At 46.0% G+C, this 16,932-nt stretch carries 17 protein-coding genes; 10 read left to right on the forward strand and 7 right to left on the reverse strand.

Annotated elements, in window-relative coordinates:
* Positions 1-18: 18 nt before the first annotated feature.
* A complete protein-coding gene (locus R7F67_RS02245) occupies positions 19-1,197 on the reverse strand; it encodes a lytic polysaccharide monooxygenase (RefSeq protein WP_318056834.1) in 1,179 nt (392 codons plus the stop codon).
* Between the two features lie 214 nt (positions 1,198-1,411).
* Positions 1,412-1,852, reverse strand: coding sequence for an Lrp/AsnC family transcriptional regulator (locus tag R7F67_RS02250; protein WP_005482841.1), 441 nt, complete (start codon positions 1,850-1,852; stop codon positions 1,412-1,414).
* A gap of 114 nt (positions 1,853-1,966) precedes the next feature.
* Here R7F67_RS02250 and R7F67_RS02255 point away from each other — a divergent pair, with 114 nt between their 5' ends.
* On the forward strand, positions 1,967-2,551 hold the full coding sequence (locus R7F67_RS02255; RefSeq protein WP_054578560.1) for a LysE family translocator: 585 nt from the start codon (positions 1,967-1,969) through the stop codon (positions 2,549-2,551).
* 178 nt (positions 2,552-2,729) lie between these two features.
* The gene (locus R7F67_RS02260) at positions 2,730-3,503 is read left to right on the forward strand and encodes a siderophore-interacting protein (protein ID WP_017821025.1); all 774 of its coding nucleotides are present in this window, start codon (positions 2,730-2,732) and stop codon (positions 3,501-3,503) included.
* Positions 3,504-3,602: 99 nt separating this feature from the next.
* On the opposite strand, the gene R7F67_RS02265 is transcribed toward R7F67_RS02260, so the two are convergent.
* Both R7F67_RS02265 and R7F67_RS02270 read right to left on the reverse strand, forming a co-directional pair.
* Positions 3,603-4,475 (reverse strand): LysR family transcriptional regulator, encoded by an 873-nt coding sequence (locus R7F67_RS02265; protein ID WP_017633836.1) that lies wholly within the window; start codon positions 4,473-4,475, stop codon positions 3,603-3,605.
* An 80-nt stretch (positions 4,476-4,555) separates the two neighbouring features.
* Positions 4,556-5,362, reverse strand: a complete 807-nt coding sequence (locus R7F67_RS02270) for an arylamine N-acetyltransferase (protein WP_318056863.1) — start codon at positions 5,360-5,362, stop codon at positions 4,556-4,558.
* 293 nt (positions 5,363-5,655) lie between these two features.
* On the opposite strand from R7F67_RS02270, the gene R7F67_RS02275 reads away from it, so the two are divergent.
* The 5 genes from R7F67_RS02275 to R7F67_RS02295 all read left to right on the forward strand — a co-directional run bounded on the left by R7F67_RS02275 (position 5,656) and on the right by R7F67_RS02295 (position 10,123).
* Positions 5,656-6,804: an S-(hydroxymethyl)glutathione dehydrogenase/class III alcohol dehydrogenase gene (locus tag R7F67_RS02275; protein WP_017821027.1), complete on the forward strand. Its 1,149-nt coding sequence runs from the start codon at positions 5,656-5,658 to the stop codon at positions 6,802-6,804.
* A gap of 62 nt (positions 6,805-6,866) precedes the next feature.
* Complete coding sequence (gene fghA, locus R7F67_RS02280; RefSeq protein ID WP_005374382.1) at positions 6,867-7,706, forward strand: S-formylglutathione hydrolase; 840 nt, start codon at positions 6,867-6,869, stop codon at positions 7,704-7,706.
* A gap of 444 nt (positions 7,707-8,150) precedes the next feature.
* On the forward strand, positions 8,151-8,606 hold the full coding sequence (locus R7F67_RS02285; RefSeq protein WP_005374384.1) for a hypothetical protein: 456 nt from the start codon (positions 8,151-8,153) through the stop codon (positions 8,604-8,606).
* Between the two features lie 5 nt (positions 8,607-8,611).
* A complete protein-coding gene (locus R7F67_RS02290; RefSeq protein WP_017821028.1) occupies positions 8,612-9,709 on the forward strand; it encodes a GGDEF domain-containing protein in 1,098 nt (365 codons plus the stop codon).
* A 24-nt stretch (positions 9,710-9,733) separates the two neighbouring features.
* Positions 9,734-10,123: a hypothetical protein gene (locus tag R7F67_RS02295; protein WP_318056864.1), complete on the forward strand. Its 390-nt coding sequence runs from the start codon at positions 9,734-9,736 to the stop codon at positions 10,121-10,123.
* A 93-nt stretch (positions 10,124-10,216) separates the two neighbouring features.
* On the opposite strand, the gene R7F67_RS02300 is transcribed toward R7F67_RS02295, so the two are convergent.
* Both R7F67_RS02300 and R7F67_RS02305 read right to left on the reverse strand, forming a co-directional pair.
* Positions 10,217-11,020 (reverse strand): Cof-type HAD-IIB family hydrolase, encoded by an 804-nt coding sequence (locus tag R7F67_RS02300; protein ID WP_054729173.1) that lies wholly within the window; start codon positions 11,018-11,020, stop codon positions 10,217-10,219.
* Between the two features lie 94 nt (positions 11,021-11,114).
* Positions 11,115-12,002, reverse strand: coding sequence for a LysR family transcriptional regulator (locus R7F67_RS02305; protein WP_213880274.1), 888 nt, complete (start codon positions 12,000-12,002; stop codon positions 11,115-11,117).
* Between the two features lie 126 nt (positions 12,003-12,128).
* On the opposite strand from R7F67_RS02305, the gene R7F67_RS02310 reads away from it, so the two are divergent.
* From R7F67_RS02310 to R7F67_RS02320, 3 genes are all read left to right on the forward strand, one after another.
* Positions 12,129-12,995, forward strand: coding sequence for an MBL fold metallo-hydrolase (locus R7F67_RS02310; RefSeq protein WP_213880272.1), 867 nt, complete (start codon positions 12,129-12,131; stop codon positions 12,993-12,995).
* Complete coding sequence (locus R7F67_RS02315) at positions 12,989-13,609, forward strand: DsbA family protein (protein ID WP_053303990.1); 621 nt, start codon at positions 12,989-12,991, stop codon at positions 13,607-13,609. The genes R7F67_RS02310 and R7F67_RS02315 overlap by 7 nt, the downstream gene beginning before the upstream one ends.
* A 117-nt stretch (positions 13,610-13,726) precedes the next feature.
* Entirely contained in the window at positions 13,727-15,406 is a 1,680-nt protein-coding gene (locus R7F67_RS02320; protein WP_318056865.1) for an RluA family pseudouridine synthase, read from the forward strand.
* A 94-nt stretch (positions 15,407-15,500) separates the two neighbouring features.
* Here the strand turns inward: R7F67_RS02320 and R7F67_RS02325 are convergent, their stop codons facing one another.
* Positions 15,501-16,841 (reverse strand): MATE family efflux transporter, encoded by a 1,341-nt coding sequence (locus tag R7F67_RS02325; protein ID WP_065275588.1) that lies wholly within the window; start codon positions 16,839-16,841, stop codon positions 15,501-15,503.
* Positions 16,842-16,932: the final 91 nt, after the last annotated feature.

Here is a 16,932-nt window from a genome sequence, read left to right on the forward strand (position 1 = left end):
AGGGCCCAAATAACTGGCTTAACGCCATACACCCCATTGACCCGTTGTGCCTGGTTCCTCACCAGACGTCCACCACTGGGCAGTCCATTCTTTGCCGTTGTGTGTCACCACATCACCTTGGTTGTAAACGGCCGTCTTGTCCCACAAGTTGGTTGGTTCAACTGGTGGCGGTACATCCGCTTTGATCAGTGACAACGCATAACTGAAGTCTGCACTTGGCGCTAATACTTGGTTTGCATTCACGTTCTTACTATCGAACATGTAGTGGTTCATCTCTTGATGCCAAATGCCAACATACCAATCGCCCGTTTGCTGCGCGTTAAATTGATCTGCTATTTCTGCAGCCCAAGTCGCCGTATTGTTTGCGCTGATTGATAGTGAAATATCGACAATTTCATTCCCCGTCGCATTAAACGTACGGAAACGCACCGTATCGCCAGACTCTACTGGCCCAAAACCTTGCTGAACAAAGTAGCCTAGAGATGTCAGATTGTTGCCTGGTTCGGTTGGATCAACAGGGTCAGTCGGTGGCGTCGTACCCGTTCCGTTTAACGTAATGTCACTACAGTTGTAGAAGCCTTCCCCAGCGACATCAATGCGCTGCCAACGAGTATAAAGCACCGCATCGCCGGAACGATCAGCAGGGAAAGTCACCTGAATACGGTAGCGTTTTTCCGCATCAACATACACATCACCTGCGGTGTCGATCAGCTCTAAATCACTCCAAGTAAGAGGTTTTGAATCATCATAAGTTGGCTTGGTGAGATAGAATTCCCAGTACGATGGGTTGTGCGGCGCTTTGCCGTAAAACACCAATTCAATCTGGTTATTTGCATCTGGCGTAACATTGGTGCGCTGCCAGTTTGGAGAAGGAATGTTCAAGCCTTTCTTAGCTGCATCGCCAGCAGAACATAGCTCACCGTCGCGAACCACGGCTTTCACATGCTCCATATCTCGGTAATTTGGTACGTTTGCTGCAATTTCGCTACGCTGCACAAACGGATACGCGCCAGATTCTTCAAAAGCCGCTTTACACGCTTGGTTAGGGATCTCGTTGGTCCAAAAACCACCGTCTAAATAACACGTATTCTGACGAGCACTTGGAAATTCTACCCAGCCGTGGGCGTTGACGTTAAATGAGCTCAATGCGGCAACAGCGCTTAAGCTCAAAAGAGGAAGTGTTACATGTGATTTCATCGTTCATCCTTAATTTTGCTGACTCGCCGCTCTGAAACACAAGCGGTTTAAGCAAAACTAGCAGGATGGGATTATTTAGAAGGTGAGAATAAATATGGAAATTGTAAGAGTGCCATCTGCTTTCCAGCATTTGTTGTGAACCATTCTCATACTCGACTGACTCTTTCGAGTCACTTCAAATTCGTGTGCCACAAAAACTGTCACTCTCGTTTGGCTAGCGCTCGTCTTTTGGTGTGTCCATCACCACCATGGTTGTGATCGACTTGACGTGTTCGCACTCACCCAACACATCAGCGTGAAACGCTTTATAAGCGGCGAGATCTTGCGTTTCCACACGCAGCAAATACTCGTTCGCACCAGTGATGTTGTGACATTCCACCACCTCGTTTACAAAACGCACATGCTCTTCGAAACCCAACTGCGCCTGCTTAGAGTGCGAGGCCAAACCAATCGACACATAAGCGACAAAACCCACGCCAAGTTGCTGATTATCCAGTACCGCTCGGTAGCCTTTGATCACGCCTTTACGCTCTAAATCTTGCACTCGGCGTAAGGTTGCAGACGGAGATAAACCAACGCGTTCCGACAGCTCCACATTGGAGATTCTTCCGTCTCGTTTGAGTACTTGCAATATTCTTTCGTCAAATCTATCCATGATGATGTTTCATTGCTTATTTAGTTTCTAATCATCAAATAAAAGCACAATATTGACCTCAGTTCTACTTATAGTTGTTCTTTACTTATCGAGAACTGATTCAAGGAACAATCTATGGAATATCATCAACTGGGCGCTTTGGCGTTGTTCGCTTTTGTCTCCACTTTTACGCCGGGTCCCAATAACATTATGTTGATGACCTCAGGGGCAAATGTCGGCTTTAAACGCACTATCCCACACATGTTGGGCATTACCTTCGGCTTTGGTGCCATGCTAATTTTGGTGGGTATTGGCTTGATGAGCCTGTTCCATGCCTACCCGCTAACCCACTCGATTTTAAAAGTATTGAGCTTGAGTTATTTGCTGTACTTGACGTACAAAATCGCCACCAGCGACAAAACCGAAGCAAAACACGATTTTCGCCCGATGTCTTTTTTAGGGGCTGTTGCATTCCAATGGGTGAACCCAAAAGGTTGGTCGATGGCGTTGACGGCCATTACGGTATACAGCAGTGGCGGTGCATGGCTCGAACTGACTTTTATCGCCGGTATCTTCTGTTTAGCCAACTTGCCATCGGTAACATTTTGGACGGCGGCAGGTATGCAATTGCAGCGTTGGTTGACCACCGATAAACGCGTTAAGGGGTTCAACTACAGCATGGCTGCGCTGTTGCTTTTGTCTACGATTCCAATGATATAAGTCTATTTTGGGTTAAAAAACGACTCACTTTACGTAATTGGGAAAGGACAGATACTGCATTTTGCTTGAGGCTTTGGCGTTAATTCACAGTGTAAATTTGTTTAAAGACGCTACCCTCTTGTTAGGGAACTTGATAATCTTTAAATGAGAAAGAGAATAATTATCGAGTAAAGTAACAATGAAAAAGAAGCCTCAACCTAAAACGCTTGTTGTCACAGACACAGAAACCATCACTCCAAACATGCAGCGCATTACCTTGCAAGGTGAGGCGCTGAGCCACTTTCCTCGTGACTGCGAAGGCAGTTACATCAAATTACTGTTTAACGATATGGGCGGCGCGGATCTGAGCATCCTGCCAGAAGACGACCGACCAATCATGCGCACCTACACTATCCGACGCTTTCATCCAGAAACCAGTTCAATCGAAGTGGATTTCGTCCGACACGTAACGCAAGATCTGCAATGCGGATTTGCAGCGCGTTGGGCAATGGCCGCGCAAAAAGGCGACACGATCAGCATTGTTGGGCCAGGTAGCATCTCCAACTTAAATACTGAGGCGGATTGGTTCTTCATGGCTGCCGATATGACAGCACTTCCAGCACTTTCTGCGAAAATTCGTACGCTGCCAGAAGAGGCCAAAGGCTACGCTGTGATCAGCGTGATGTCTCCAGCCGACATTCAACCCCTAAACACGCCAGCCGGTATGGAGTTGATTTGGCTAACTGAACAGCAAACCTTGGCTGATAGCGTTCGCGAACTCGAGTGGTTAGACGGTAACGCTTCGGTATGGTGTGCGTGTGAGTTCGATTCAATGCGCGCGCTGCGCCAATATTTCCGCAATGAGAAAGAAGTCGATCGCGAGAACATCTACATCAGCAGCTATTGGAAGCAAGGCGTGTCTGAAGATGGGCACAAAGTGATTAAACGTGAAGACGCGGAATCCAACCAATAGTGATTCATGTCTTTTCGATTCCAGCTCTCATCCTAATAAAAACGCCCGGCATCACCGGGCGTTTTAGCAACTTCAGTTGTATTAAAGTTCATGAAAACTCTAATCCGCTAGTTCCTGCGCTAAAAAGTCGATCAACAACCTCACTTTGGGCGATAAATTTCGGCTTTGTGGATACAGTGCCCAAATGCCTTCACGGTCGTCTCGGTAATCGGTCAGCACCTCGACTAGCTCACCGTTATCTAGGGCTTCTTGAACGTAATAGTCCGGCAACTGCACTAAACCCAAACCACGTTTGGCGGCGCCCATTAGCGCAAAACCACTATTGCATTTAATCCTCCCCGACACGCGCAAAGACTTATCGCGTTTATTTTCCTTAAAATGCCAATAATCGACCGAACCAACCAAGCACTGATGTCGAGCCAGTTCGGATAATGTGTGAGGCTCGCCAAATCGCTCCAAATACATAGGGCTAGCACACACGTAATTTTGACGCGACGAAAGACGCTTTGCGATCATGCTGGAATCTTGCAGGCGGCCAAGACGAATCGCCACGTCTACCCCTTGCTCTATCAAATCCAGTTTTTGATTGGTCAGAACTAAATCGAGATCCACACGCGGGTACTTCTCCAAAAACTGATGCAAGAGCGGTGCGAGGTTCATTTCCCCATAGGTCACAGGCGCTGTCACACGCAGCAAACCTCGCGGTTCGGTTTGCATTTGCGTTACAGCAAGCTCAGCTAGTTCTAGCCCTTCGACCAAATGTTTGCACTGCTGATAATAAAGCTGTCCAGCTTCAGACAGAGAAACTTTTCGCGTCGTGCGATGCAGTAACTTAACCGCAAGACGCTCTTCAAGTGCCGATACGCGGCGACTGATTTGTGCCACTGACGTTTTCAGTTTAGCCGCGGCAGCTGTAAAGCTGTTAGTTTCCGCTACGGCAACAAACTCGCTGACTCCTTCCCAATTCGCCATGCTGTATTCCTGTCGACCTCTTCTAGACAAATAGTGATTACATTGTTCTCGTCGCGCTACGCTTTGAAAACTGGAAAACTTTACGCGTCAGGTAACGGACGAAGATCGTCGTATTGCGCATCAAGCTCAATGCCAAAATATTCTTTCAACGCATCCAGGTAGGTTTGACCTGGCTCTAGCTCTATTTCTGTTAGCTCTTCATGATTGGTGCATCTGAGTGTGTAGTTAAGCAGCGTCACCAACCCACTTTCTGTCGCTCTAGCAGCGACTCTTGCGCTAGTAAAACGTGAATTAGGCGAAGTCGAGGTAAAGAAGTTGCCACATGCAATGTCACCAGCAAACACAAACTCTAGGTCAAAGCTGTATAGATTGTTCCACGTGTCCGTTCCATCGGTTGAAAGCACTTGGAGGAAATAACCAAACTGAGCATCTTTGACAAAACGGAAGGTTTGTAAATCCGTCTGAATCACTTGGTCAAGGATAAATGGCAATGGCGCTCGAGGGGTATTGGAGCCAAAACCCACATCGACAATCCATGTTTGTTCCTCTAACGTCACTAACGTGATTTGATGACTACGACCTGTTGGTGTACCAGACACATGTACACGCCCTAGCAAACTTCGCGCTTCAAACCCAAGAGTGTTGAGCACATCAAGCATTAAACCATTTAATTCAAAGCAGTAACCACCGCGAGAGTGGTACACGGTTTTTTGAATAATATCTTCAATCTCAACAGAGACGCCTCGCTGCAATGCGATGTCAAAATTCTCAAACGGCAGGCAACGATGCTGCGCCACGTGAATTCTGTGCAATGACTCCAAATCGGCGGGCAATTCACTAGGCAAGCCTAGCTTGGTTAAATAGGCACTCAGATCCGTCTTATTCATAATCACTCTTACTTAGCTGATGGTTTGACAGTTTTCTACTTTAGCCCCTCTATCTAACTTCAGGTCAATCACCTTTTCCATTTCCCTTCCGCTTTAAGGAGGCATCGCACTCTTTTTACACGCTCACCTTATCATTATTACGCATATGTAAAAATCATTTTCAAAATGGACGGATTATCATTTTTACTGAAACACCTAAAATGAGCACCAACAAAACGACGAAGCGCGGTAAGCAAACCTTAACTACGCTTATTACGTCACTCCATATACTGAAAATATAAAGGAAACATCCAATGTCGCTTGAAATCAAACCTGGTCAAACTCACATAAAATCAAAAGCAATGGTCGCTTGGGCTGCAGGTGAGCCGCTTAAAATGGAAGAAGTTGATGTACAACTTCCAAAAGCCGGCGAAGTGCTAGTACGCATCGTAGCAACTGGTGTTTGTCACACTGACGCATTCACACTATCAGGTGACGATCCAGAAGGTATCTTCCCTTCAATCCTTGGTCACGAAGGTGGCGGTATCGTTGAAATGGTTGGCGAAGGCGTAACAAGCGTTGAAGTTGGCGACCACGTTATCCCACTTTACACTGCTGAATGTGGTGAGTGTAAGTTCTGTAAATCTGGCAAAACGAACCTATGTCAGGCCGTTCGTGAAACGCAAGGTAAAGGCCTAATGCCAGATGGCACAAGCCGATTCTCTATCAACGGCGAAACTATCTTCCACTACATGGGTTGTTCTACTTTCTCTGAGTACACGGTTCTTCCAGAAATCTCACTAGCGAAAGTAAACAAAGAAGCACCACTTGAAGAAGTTTGTCTTCTAGGTTGTGGCGTAACCACTGGTATGGGTGCGGTATTAAACACAGCTAAAGTTGAAAAAGGCGACACAGTGGCAATCTTTGGTCTCGGCGGTATCGGTCTTTCTGCAATCATCGGTGCTCGCATGGCTGGTGCCAGCCGCATCATCGGTGTAGACATCAACGAAAGCAAATTCGACCTAGCGAAACAACTTGGTGCAACTGATTGCATCAACCCACAAAAATTCGACAAGCCAATTCAAGAAGTGATTGTTGAAATGACAGACGGTGGTGTTGACTACTCATTCGAATGTATCGGTAACGTAAACGTGATGCGCCAAGCACTTGAGTGCTGTCACAAAGGTTGGGGTGAGTCAGTCATCATTGGTGTTGCTGGTGCAGGTCAAGAGATCTCAACTCGTCCATTCCAACTGGTAACTGGTCGTGTATGGCGTGGCAGCGCTTTCGGTGGCGTTAAAGGTCGCTCTGAGCTTCCAGAAATCGTAAACCGTTACATGGCTGGTGAATTCGGCTTACAGGAGTTCATTACCCACACAATGGGATTAGCAGACGTCAACAAAGCGTTTGATCTGATGCATGAAGGTAAGAGCATCCGAACAGTTATCCATATGGATCAATAATGCTGCCTCAGGCTCTCCTTTTGGGGAGCCTGAATTCCTTCTGCTAATTAGAGAGTTTATTCATGACCATTGAAAATGTAAGCCAAGCCAAAGTGTTTGGCGGTTGGCACAAGCAATATACACACGAATCCAATGCCCTAAACTGCACCATGCGCTTCGCGATATTCTTGCCACCTAACGCAACGAAATCAAATCCCGTACCCGCGCTATACTGGCTCTCTGGTTTAACGTGTACCGATGAGAACTTTATGCAGAAAGCGGGCGCATTTCGTATGGCGGCCGAGCTTGGCATTGCGATCATTGCACCAGACACAAGTCCGAGAGGCGAAGGTATCGCTGACGACGAAAGCTATGACCTAGGAAAAGGAGCTGGCTTTTACCTTAATGCGACGCAAGCACCTTGGTCACTGCATTACTGTATGTACGACTATGTGACTGAGGAGTTGCCTGCGATCATCGAAAGTAACTTCCCAGTCTCTGACGTGAAGTCAATTTCCGGTCACAGTATGGGCGGCCACGGAGCGCTCACCATTGGTCTGAAAAATTCAGAACAGTACCGTTCTATTTCAGCGTTCAGTCCAATCAGTAACCCAATGCAATGCCCTTGGGGACAAAAAGCCTTTACTGCTTACTTAGGCAAGGAGCTTGAAAGCTGGAAGCAATACGATGCAAGTGAACTTCTAAAACAACAACAATCACCATTACCAATTTTGGTTGATCAAGGTGATGCTGATGGCTTCTTAAATGAGCAGCTTAGACCGGAAGCGCTGATTGCTGCGGCAAAAATACACGATTCAAACCTAACCTTGAGAATGCAACCAGGCTATGACCATAGCTATTACTTCATCTCAAGCTTTATTGAAGAGCACCTCAACTTCCATGCAAAATATTTGTTTGCATAGTTAATTTAAGTAAGCTCATGAAATAAAAAATAAAGTCACCAAAACTAGGTGACTTTATTTTCTTTACGTACTAACAAATACATATCTGAATATCGATGATTTAAATATGTAAAATAATGTAACTTAAGAACAAATTCGACATCCATTTCTCGCCTTATTAAATTCTCATTTCCGACACAGTATCTTTATTAAAAATGACACAAAGTTGCACTAAAAACCAATTAAATACCGCGAAATCATTACGAAACTCTACCATCATCCCAATACTCTGAGCTTTTAATTAAGAAGCAACTTAATAACCTTGACGTGACGTAAACCGACAGTTATTTTTGAAACATAACGTATTATAAAATCTCATCCGGTTGGCTCTATAATTATAAATAAATTACCGCTAGCACCTTTGTCCTAGCTAAGAAAAAAGAATAAAACTCAAAAGGGCATATGATGAAAAAGATAGTCGCGCTAGGTCTGTTTTTTGTTGCGCCATTCTTGTCTGCAAATACGATCGTATTTAGTAGTAGCCAGCAGCCTAGTGTCATACTGGAACTGGAAGAGATCCAAGCTTTACCTACCACTAGCTACACGATGACATTGCCTTGGCTTCCTGCCTCGTCAGAATTTTTAGGCGTTAAACTCAGCACGCTTCTTACACACGTCTACGGAAAGGTACCAGAGCAGGTTGATATCAGCAGCTTAAACGACTATCACTCGACATTGTCCCGACAAGATATTCTTCGATATCAACCAATACTGGCTTATCAACAAGATCAGAATTACATAAAAGTCAGGAATAAAGGCCCTTTCTGGGTGATATATCCACTCAATCTCTATCCAGAGCTAAACTACAATAAATATCATGCGCAAATGGTATGGCAAGTAAATGAAATAAAAGAAAAATAATAAGAATGAAGTTATCAGAACCCTATTCTAAGAAACAAAGAATATTGCAATATTCTACCACCAGCAAAATGCTGCTGGTGGTGTTTGCCGTTTCTTTGCTTCTCGCGAATGTCGTGCTTTTACAGCAAACACGTTCACTCTCACAAAATTTTAATAACGAACAAAAACAAGCGACTTGGTTTTTATTCCAACTCTCCAAAGAACTATCAGAACTTGTCGGCGAGGCCAGACGGTTAGATGAAAACGTATTGAATATTGACGGTGCAGAGCTTCAATACGAGTTAGCGTGGAGTCGCTTTGACTTATTGACCAGTAGCACGAAAGCCAATAAGTTCTTTTCTCGGAACAACATGCACCTTTACTTCATTAACCTTTTTGAAGAGTTCAAAGAGCTAGAAAAACAACTAGTAGAAGCTAGAACAGGTGATAGCCAAGCTGCAGCTGCATTTTATCGTTCAACTCAAACACTATATTTAGGCTTAATAGACTTCGTTAATCAAAACTTCCGTCTAAGTAGTAAAGCTTATGAAGCACAAAAAGGTCAAACCCAGCGCTTAATGCAAGCACAATATATGTTGTTTGCGACGTTCGTTTTGTCGATTATCTCTCTAACTTATTTCTTTTATCGTGAATCCCATTTTCATAGAAAATTGGCGCTAAGCGACCCTTTGACGAACCTAGGGAACCGCAATGCACTATTCATTACCCTAAACAAATTTACTCAAGAAAAAAGGCCCTTTTCTCTCTGGATTCTAGATTTAAATGGTTTTAAAGAAATCAACGACACACACGGACACCAAGTTGGCGACACTGTACTGCGGGAAATCGCTAGGCGGCTTAATTCTATGACACTCAATGATTTTACTGTTTATCGCATGGGAGGAGATGAGTTCGCGGTTATCCTTGAAGGTGAACATCTCAATGAAGAGAACGTACGTGAGCAGATAAATACCGTCTTTGATGCACAAATATTAAACTCCGATAAAGTCTCAACACTTTCAACAAGCATGGGCTTAGCGCAATACCCTAAAGACAGTGACAATGTTGACTTTCTTATCAGCATAGCGGATAAGCGCATGTACAAAATGAAATTTCAACGTTAAACGGTATATATGATGAGAAAGTTCATGCAAGTACTGCTTCTACTGGCAGTCATTGCGGCAGGTGTGTTGGCTTGGGTATTTATTCCATCGCACGAAACCATCGGGCAAAAAACGCTTGAGCAGGTACTCAACGACGACTACAGCCTCGTTGGACATCGAATCTACTCAACCGATCCGGATGCTGGCAACCGATTCGGCTACTTCGTATTGGCAACGGGCCAGAGCATTGAAGAGCAAGAGCCGTTTTTGGTCACTTCGGATCAGTTTATTCGCATGGAGCAAACGGGTGATAATACCTTGTCTGTGACCGTCAATGGCCGTATTTACCATTATCATAACGACTTGTGGGTGCCAAAATCAGACGGGAAATTGCAACACTTTTTAGTCAGTGCAACCGCCAAGTACGTACGCTAAAACGGGAACCTTACTCCCCCCAAAAAAACAAAGCCCCGCATACACTGCGGGACTTTTTACGTGAAGAAGAAAATAACATCGAAAAAATGAGCGTTACTTCGCTAACACTTTCTCTTTAATCACTTTGAGTACCCCAGCCTCTTGGTTGCTTGGCGCAGAATAACGAGCAATTTTCTTAATCTCTTCGTGCGCGTTGGCAACCGCGTACGAATGCTCACTGACTTGCAGCATTTCGAGGTCATTGAGGTAATCACCAAACGTCATGGTTTCTGCCGGAGTAAAATTCATCGTCTCTTGAAGGTGCTGAATGGCCGCGCCTTTAGACGCCTCGGCATTCATCACATCCAGCCAAATTTTTGCGCTCACTACGACTTTATGCGTTGCGCCAAACTTCGCGTTCATGGTCGGGAACAGGAGCTCTTCCGAACCGTCAAAGTGACAAATTGCTACCTTAATAAACTCGTCTTCGACCTCAAGCAAATCCGTCACATATTCACAGCGGTGGTAGTACTTTTGAAATTCTTCCAGCGATTGCTGATCATGCGTTTCGATGTACGCCGAGCGCTTGCCACACAATACGATGTTCGCCCCGTCAATCTCACGAGCCGCTTTCACAATCTCCAACACTTCCGCTTTAGGAATGGTACAACTGTAGAGCTCTTTGTCTTGGTACATCACTAAGGTGCCGTTTTCAGCCACATACAACAGTCTGTCTTTGATTGGCGCGAACGTGTCTCGCAGACTGTAATACTGACGACCAGACGCAGCGGAGAACAAAATACCTTGCTCTTCCAGTTGCAAAAACAGATCGAAAAACTCCGGATCCAAACGACCGTATTGGTCAAGCAATGTGCCATCCATATCGGAAGCAATAAATTTGATGCGAACTTGTGACATTAACTAAAACTCTAAATGACGCTGCGAAAATATATCCATGTAAGGTACAGGATCTTGTATGAATCTCAAGTCGGGATGACGACGCCTTTCGCTATTACCAAGGATGCTGTTTAAAGTAATCTTCACTGTGATCGATGAAAGCTCTCACTGCAGGAGACAAGTGTTTACGTGATGAATACAGCGCGTAAATGTTGAGATCATTTGGCTTCCAATCCGGCAACACCGACTCAAGCTGACCCGATTTGAGATAGATATTGCTCAAGTAAGTTGGCAACATCGAAATACCCATGCCTTGTAAAGCGCCATGCAATAACGCCGTGGCCTCATTGCTGGTTAGGCGACACTCAATTCCCACCGATTCGAACTGGTCGCCCTGAGACAAATGCCACACGTGACGCTCAAAGTTTTTGTATCCCAAACAGTCGTGTGAAGATAAATCTCGCGGATGCGCGATCGCGTGGTGAGTTTGTAAATATTGCGGTGATGCTACCAACACCGATTCGCACACCGCAATCGGCTTACCAATCAAAGAAGGATCGGGATCTGACGCAATTCGGATCGCCAGATCGATGCGTTGTTCGGTTAGATCACTCACTGAATCTTGCAGATCTATGTCGATATACACTTTGGGGTGCTTTTGCATAAAACTGTTTACTACGGGGATCAACTGTGAGAATCCAAATGAAGTACTAGACGCAAGACGGATTTTTCCGGACAGCTCACCATCAACGGCAATGTTCGACGTTAATGTATCGGCCTGTTTTAACCAGCGCTCAATCTGAGGCAAGCTGCGCTCCCCTGCGGTGGTGAGGGACACCTTGCGCGTGGTGCGGTGTAACAAACGAGTTTGCAGCCAGTTCTCCATCGCCTCTACATAACGAGTTACCATTGGCCGAGACATGTCTAACCGCTCGGCGGTCGCGGTAAAACTGCCAGAATACACCACATCTACAAATACTCTTGCTGCCGTTACTCTGTCCATACATTTGATCGAAATAAGAAATAGTGATGCACATTATTGTGTATTTTTCCGAGCGTATCAATTTCCTAATATAGCTCCCGTTCCCAAGCCATGGTCGCTTGGCCCCAAATTCTTTAGGAGCTTATTATGAAAAAATTCACTTTGATTGCTGCATCCATTTTAATGGCAAGCCCTGTTCTAGCGGCAAACCACTCTCCCCTTACTCTTGAGGTTTACAACGCCGACGGTAACAGCTTCCACGTAAACTCAACCTTGGTATACGGTGAGACTGACGCCATGATTATCGACACTGGATTCACCAAAGCTGACGCGATGCGCATTGCCGCTAAAGTGCTGGACTCAGGCAAAACACTTAAAACCATTTTTATCAGTCAAGCGGACCCAGATTACTACTTTGGCGCAGAGGCCTTACACCAACAGTTCCCTGATGCGCAGATCATCACAACGCCTGCGGTTCAAAAAATTATTAAAGAGAAATTGGCTGGAAAGCTGGCGTACTGGGGACCAAAGCTTGGCGCAAACGCACCGGTAAAACCAGTGATCCCTGTCGCGTACGATAAAGCATCATTGGAGCTAGAAGGTCATAAGATTGAAATTCGTGGTAACCATGGCACATCAGCACACCGCCCTTACCTATGGATTCCAGATAACAAAGCGATTCTAGGTAACGTAGCCGTGTACTCAAACGTACATTTGTGGATGGCAGATGCCGCTGACCAAACCGCCATCAATGCTTGGGAGCAGCAACTTAGCGAGATGCTTGCGCTTAAACCTCAAGTGGTCATTCCTGGTCACATGAAAACAGGCTCAAAGCTGAACGCAGACACCATTCGCTACTCGCAACAATACTTGCAGGATTTTCAGCAAGCGAAAAAACACAGCAATAACAGCGCTCAACTCATTGACACCATGTCAGCGAAATACCCAGAAGCTCAATTGCCAATCGCGCTAGAAATCGGTGCGAAAGTGCATACTGGTGAAATGTCATGGTAACCGTGCATTACTTCTTCGATCCCATGTGTGGTTGGTGCTACGGGGCATCACCACTCATCGAAGCCTTGATGGACACCTCTCAATTTAAGGTAGAGCTTCATCCCGGCGGTATGATTGAGAAACGCGCGATTGAATCTGAATTTCGTCAGCACATCATCAACAGTGACGCTCGTATCGCAACCGAAACCGGAGCAACGTTTGGTGAAGCATATCTGCAACGCGTGAAAAGCGAAGATGCGTTTGTTCTTGATTCTTATCTACCCACACAAGCGATCTTGAGTGCGGAGAAAATGGGGCTGAATCCATGGCACATGCTAAAGGCCATCCAATCTGCGCATTATCAGCTCGGGTTAAAAGTGAATGAAGCATCGACGCTCAAAGCCATTGCAGAATCGCTAGGTTTAACAAGTGATGCGTGGGAGCAAAACATGGCGTTAAGCGAAGCCGAACTAGATGAGAGAATTCGCTCTAGCCGACAATTGATGCGACAGTTACACGTTGGTGGTTATCCAACCCTGATTGCAGAAGTAAATGGCGAGTACTTGACCTTGCCGCACTCGGCCTACTACGACAAACCGGCACAGTGGAAGCTTGCATTACAAAAACTGCGATAAGCTCTTCCCCACTCGCTCTTGTTCTTAATCCAAGAGCGAGTGCCAACACCGACATGGCAATCCTGACTCAAACAGGTACAATCCTCGCTCGATTTTTTACTCTCGCGGATACCCACCATGCACTCGCCTGAACATTGTTTTACTCGTTTTACTGCTGATATTTCTGGCTATGAATTGCCAACGCAGTTTACGTTTCCGTTCTACTACACGCCGCATCCTCTTTGCGTTATGGCCGCAAAGCAATTGCAACAGCACTTATTAGCGCAAACCGACTTCGAACACGATTTTGGTTTGGTTAATGAAGAAACGGGGCGAGGCAAAATGTTTGGCGTATTACTAGTAAAAAGCCCTCAAGGCGATCTCGGCTTTTTAAGTGCGTTTTCTGGCAAAATTGCTGACCAAAACTTGATTCCAGGATTTGTCCCTCCTGTGTACGACATGCTGACCGATGAAGGCTTCTTCCGCGCAGAAACGGATGCCATCAACGCCGCCAATGCGGAGTACAAAACCTGTGCCGCGAATCCGGAATTAGCGGATCTTAAAGCGCAAATCCAAGCCGACCGAGCCGCTTATCAGCAAGAGGAGCAAACACAGCGCCAAGTGATGATTGATGGCCGCGCCGCACGCAAGCGACAGCGCCAACAGGGCGAGCAAACGCTCAATGCCGATGATCTCAAAATCTTGTTGGATGAGTTGGGTAAGCAAAGTGTCGCTGAGAAAAACGTTCTCAAATACTTAAAGCAAGCGTGGGATGAAAAGCTTGCAATCAAAGAAGCGCGATTGGCCGAGTTAGAGCAGCAACTTGCTCACCTGAAAGAGCAGCGCAAAACGCTCTCCAACGCTTTACAGCACAAATTGCATAAACAATACCGCTTCCTAAACAGCCATGGCGAAGCACGCGACTTGGTGGACATTTTTGCAGACACCACAAACCCAGTTCCACCAGCAGGTGCGGGGGAATGTGCTGCGCCAAAACTGCTCCAATCCGCGTTTAAACACGGATTCAAACCGCTGGCGTTGGCAGAATTTTGGTGGGGTGTGTCGCCAAAGTCTGAAGTTCGCCAACACAAAAAATTCTACCCATCGTGTAATAGCAAATGTCAGCCGATTTTGGGCCATATGATGCAAGGGCTGGATGTCGAACCTAATCCATTGGCGGAGAATTGGGCAGAAGACAAAGAACTAGAGATAATCTACCAAGACGACGCTATGGTCGTCGTCAACAAGCCCTCGGGCTTACTTTCAGTGCCTGGTAAAACTATCAAGGACTCTGCTTATACGCGCCTACAAGCGATGTACCCTGATGTGGAAGGGCCGTTTGTGATTCATCGCCTCGACATGGCGACCTCTGGCATTTTGGTGTTTGCCTTAACCAAGCGCGCGAACAAAAGTCTGCAAAAACAGTTTATGGCTCGCGGCGTAAAAAAACGTTATATGGCACTGCTCGAAGGCGTATTAAACGAGCCTGAAGGGGAAATTTCACTGCCAATGCGTGGTGACCCCGACGACCGCCCACGTCAACTGGTGTGTTTTGAACACGGGAAACATGCAGAAACCTACTGGCAACTGATTGAAGTCAAAGATGGACGCAGCAAGGTATACATGTATCCGAAAACAGGGAGAACTCACCAACTACGTGTACACAGTGCTCATCACATGGGGTTAAACATGCCGATGGTTGGTGATGGTTTATACGGCGAAAAAGCGAATCGCTTGCACCTGCATGCTGAGATGCTAGAGCTGGATCATCCATACAGCAAAGAACGCATGGTGTTCCAAGCTGAGTGCGAATTCTAACGTCTTCCCAAGTTTAAATAACAAAAAGGCACTGACTATCAGTGCCTTTTTTTTCTAACACCAGAATAAGCGTGATGCGCGATACCGAAAACCGTTAGCTCACCTTAAACTTGGTCCACACCTGAGAGCGCCAACGCCTTGCCATGATGATACCACGTACCCATTCATCGAGTGCGATTGCCATCCAAGCCCCTAAAACGCCATAACCCAAGTGGATGCCAAAGATGTAAGAGAAAAGCACGCCTAATCCCCACATACTCAAAATCCCCATTTGCACTGGGAACTTGATGTCACCCGCGCCTTTGAGCCCCGCGATAAAAATCAGGTTAAACACACGTCCGGCCTCGAGCAAAATTGAGCCCATGACTAACGAACCTGCCAATGCGAGTATCTCTGGTTGATCGGTAAATACGCGCAGAATCTCTTCTCTAAACAGGTAAATCAGTGTGGTTGCCGCCGTTGATGCCACAAACCCCACTAAGAAGTAGATTTGTACGCGTTTTAAAATGCTACTCACCCAACCTTTACCGATGTAGTAACCGGTCTGAATTTGCGCTGCCTGACCAATTGCCAACGCGAAAGCAAACGAGAAACGGGCAATGTTTTGTGCATAAGTGAAAGCCGCCAACGATGCCGTCCCCATTTGCACCACAAAGTACACAATGCAGATTTGCGCCACGTTGTAAGACAGCACTTCACCCGCGTTCATACCGCCGATTTTTAAGATCTTTTTGTAAATCTCTGCCGGTACTTGTTTCATAGTCGACATTGGTAGTTCAATGCTACTGCGAGCGAGAATAAACCATAACATTAACGTACCGATGATTTGGCTGACGACGGTTGCTATTGCCACGCCTTGCACACCATACACAGGTAAACCAAATGGCTGGTAAAGCGCAATATAGTTACCAATGATGTTGAACACACCCGAGATCAAATTCACCACCATTGGGGAACGTGAATAACCATGACTACGCAGAATAGTTGTAAAAACAACGCCAATCGTAACGTTAAACGTCATCGCACCGCTTATCAGCAGATATTCATGAGCGTACTGCTCGACTTGCGCTTCCAAGCCGTAATACGGGAGTAGGTATATCGCACCAAGCACGGCAATCACACTCAATAGCACACCGACGAGCACAGACAACGCAATACTCGCAACACCAACGCTCACTGACTCTTGCTCGCGTCCAGCGCCATTGTATTGGGCAATCAAAATCCCCGTACCGCTACTGACAAACGTCGAAACGATGATTAAAAAGAAGGTAATCTGCGTGATCACACCAACAGCGGATACGGCTTTGTCTGAGTAGCCACTCAGCATGAACACGTCACTGGTTCCTAAAGCCGTCCGTAGCAAAATTTCGACAAGAATTGGCCAAGCTAATGCCACGATGGACATTCGTTGGTTGATGTTTTGGCTTTTAGGCATGCTTGTAACCTTTCCTACAACTAAAAACTGCCTCACAATTTTGTGAAGCAGTTTAAAAATAGTGACTCGAACGAAGCTCGATATGAGGTTG

The sequence above is a fragment of the Vibrio sp. YT-17 genome (genome assembly GCF_033337375.1).
GTDB lineage: Bacteria > Pseudomonadota > Gammaproteobacteria > Enterobacterales > Vibrionaceae > Vibrio > Vibrio alginolyticus.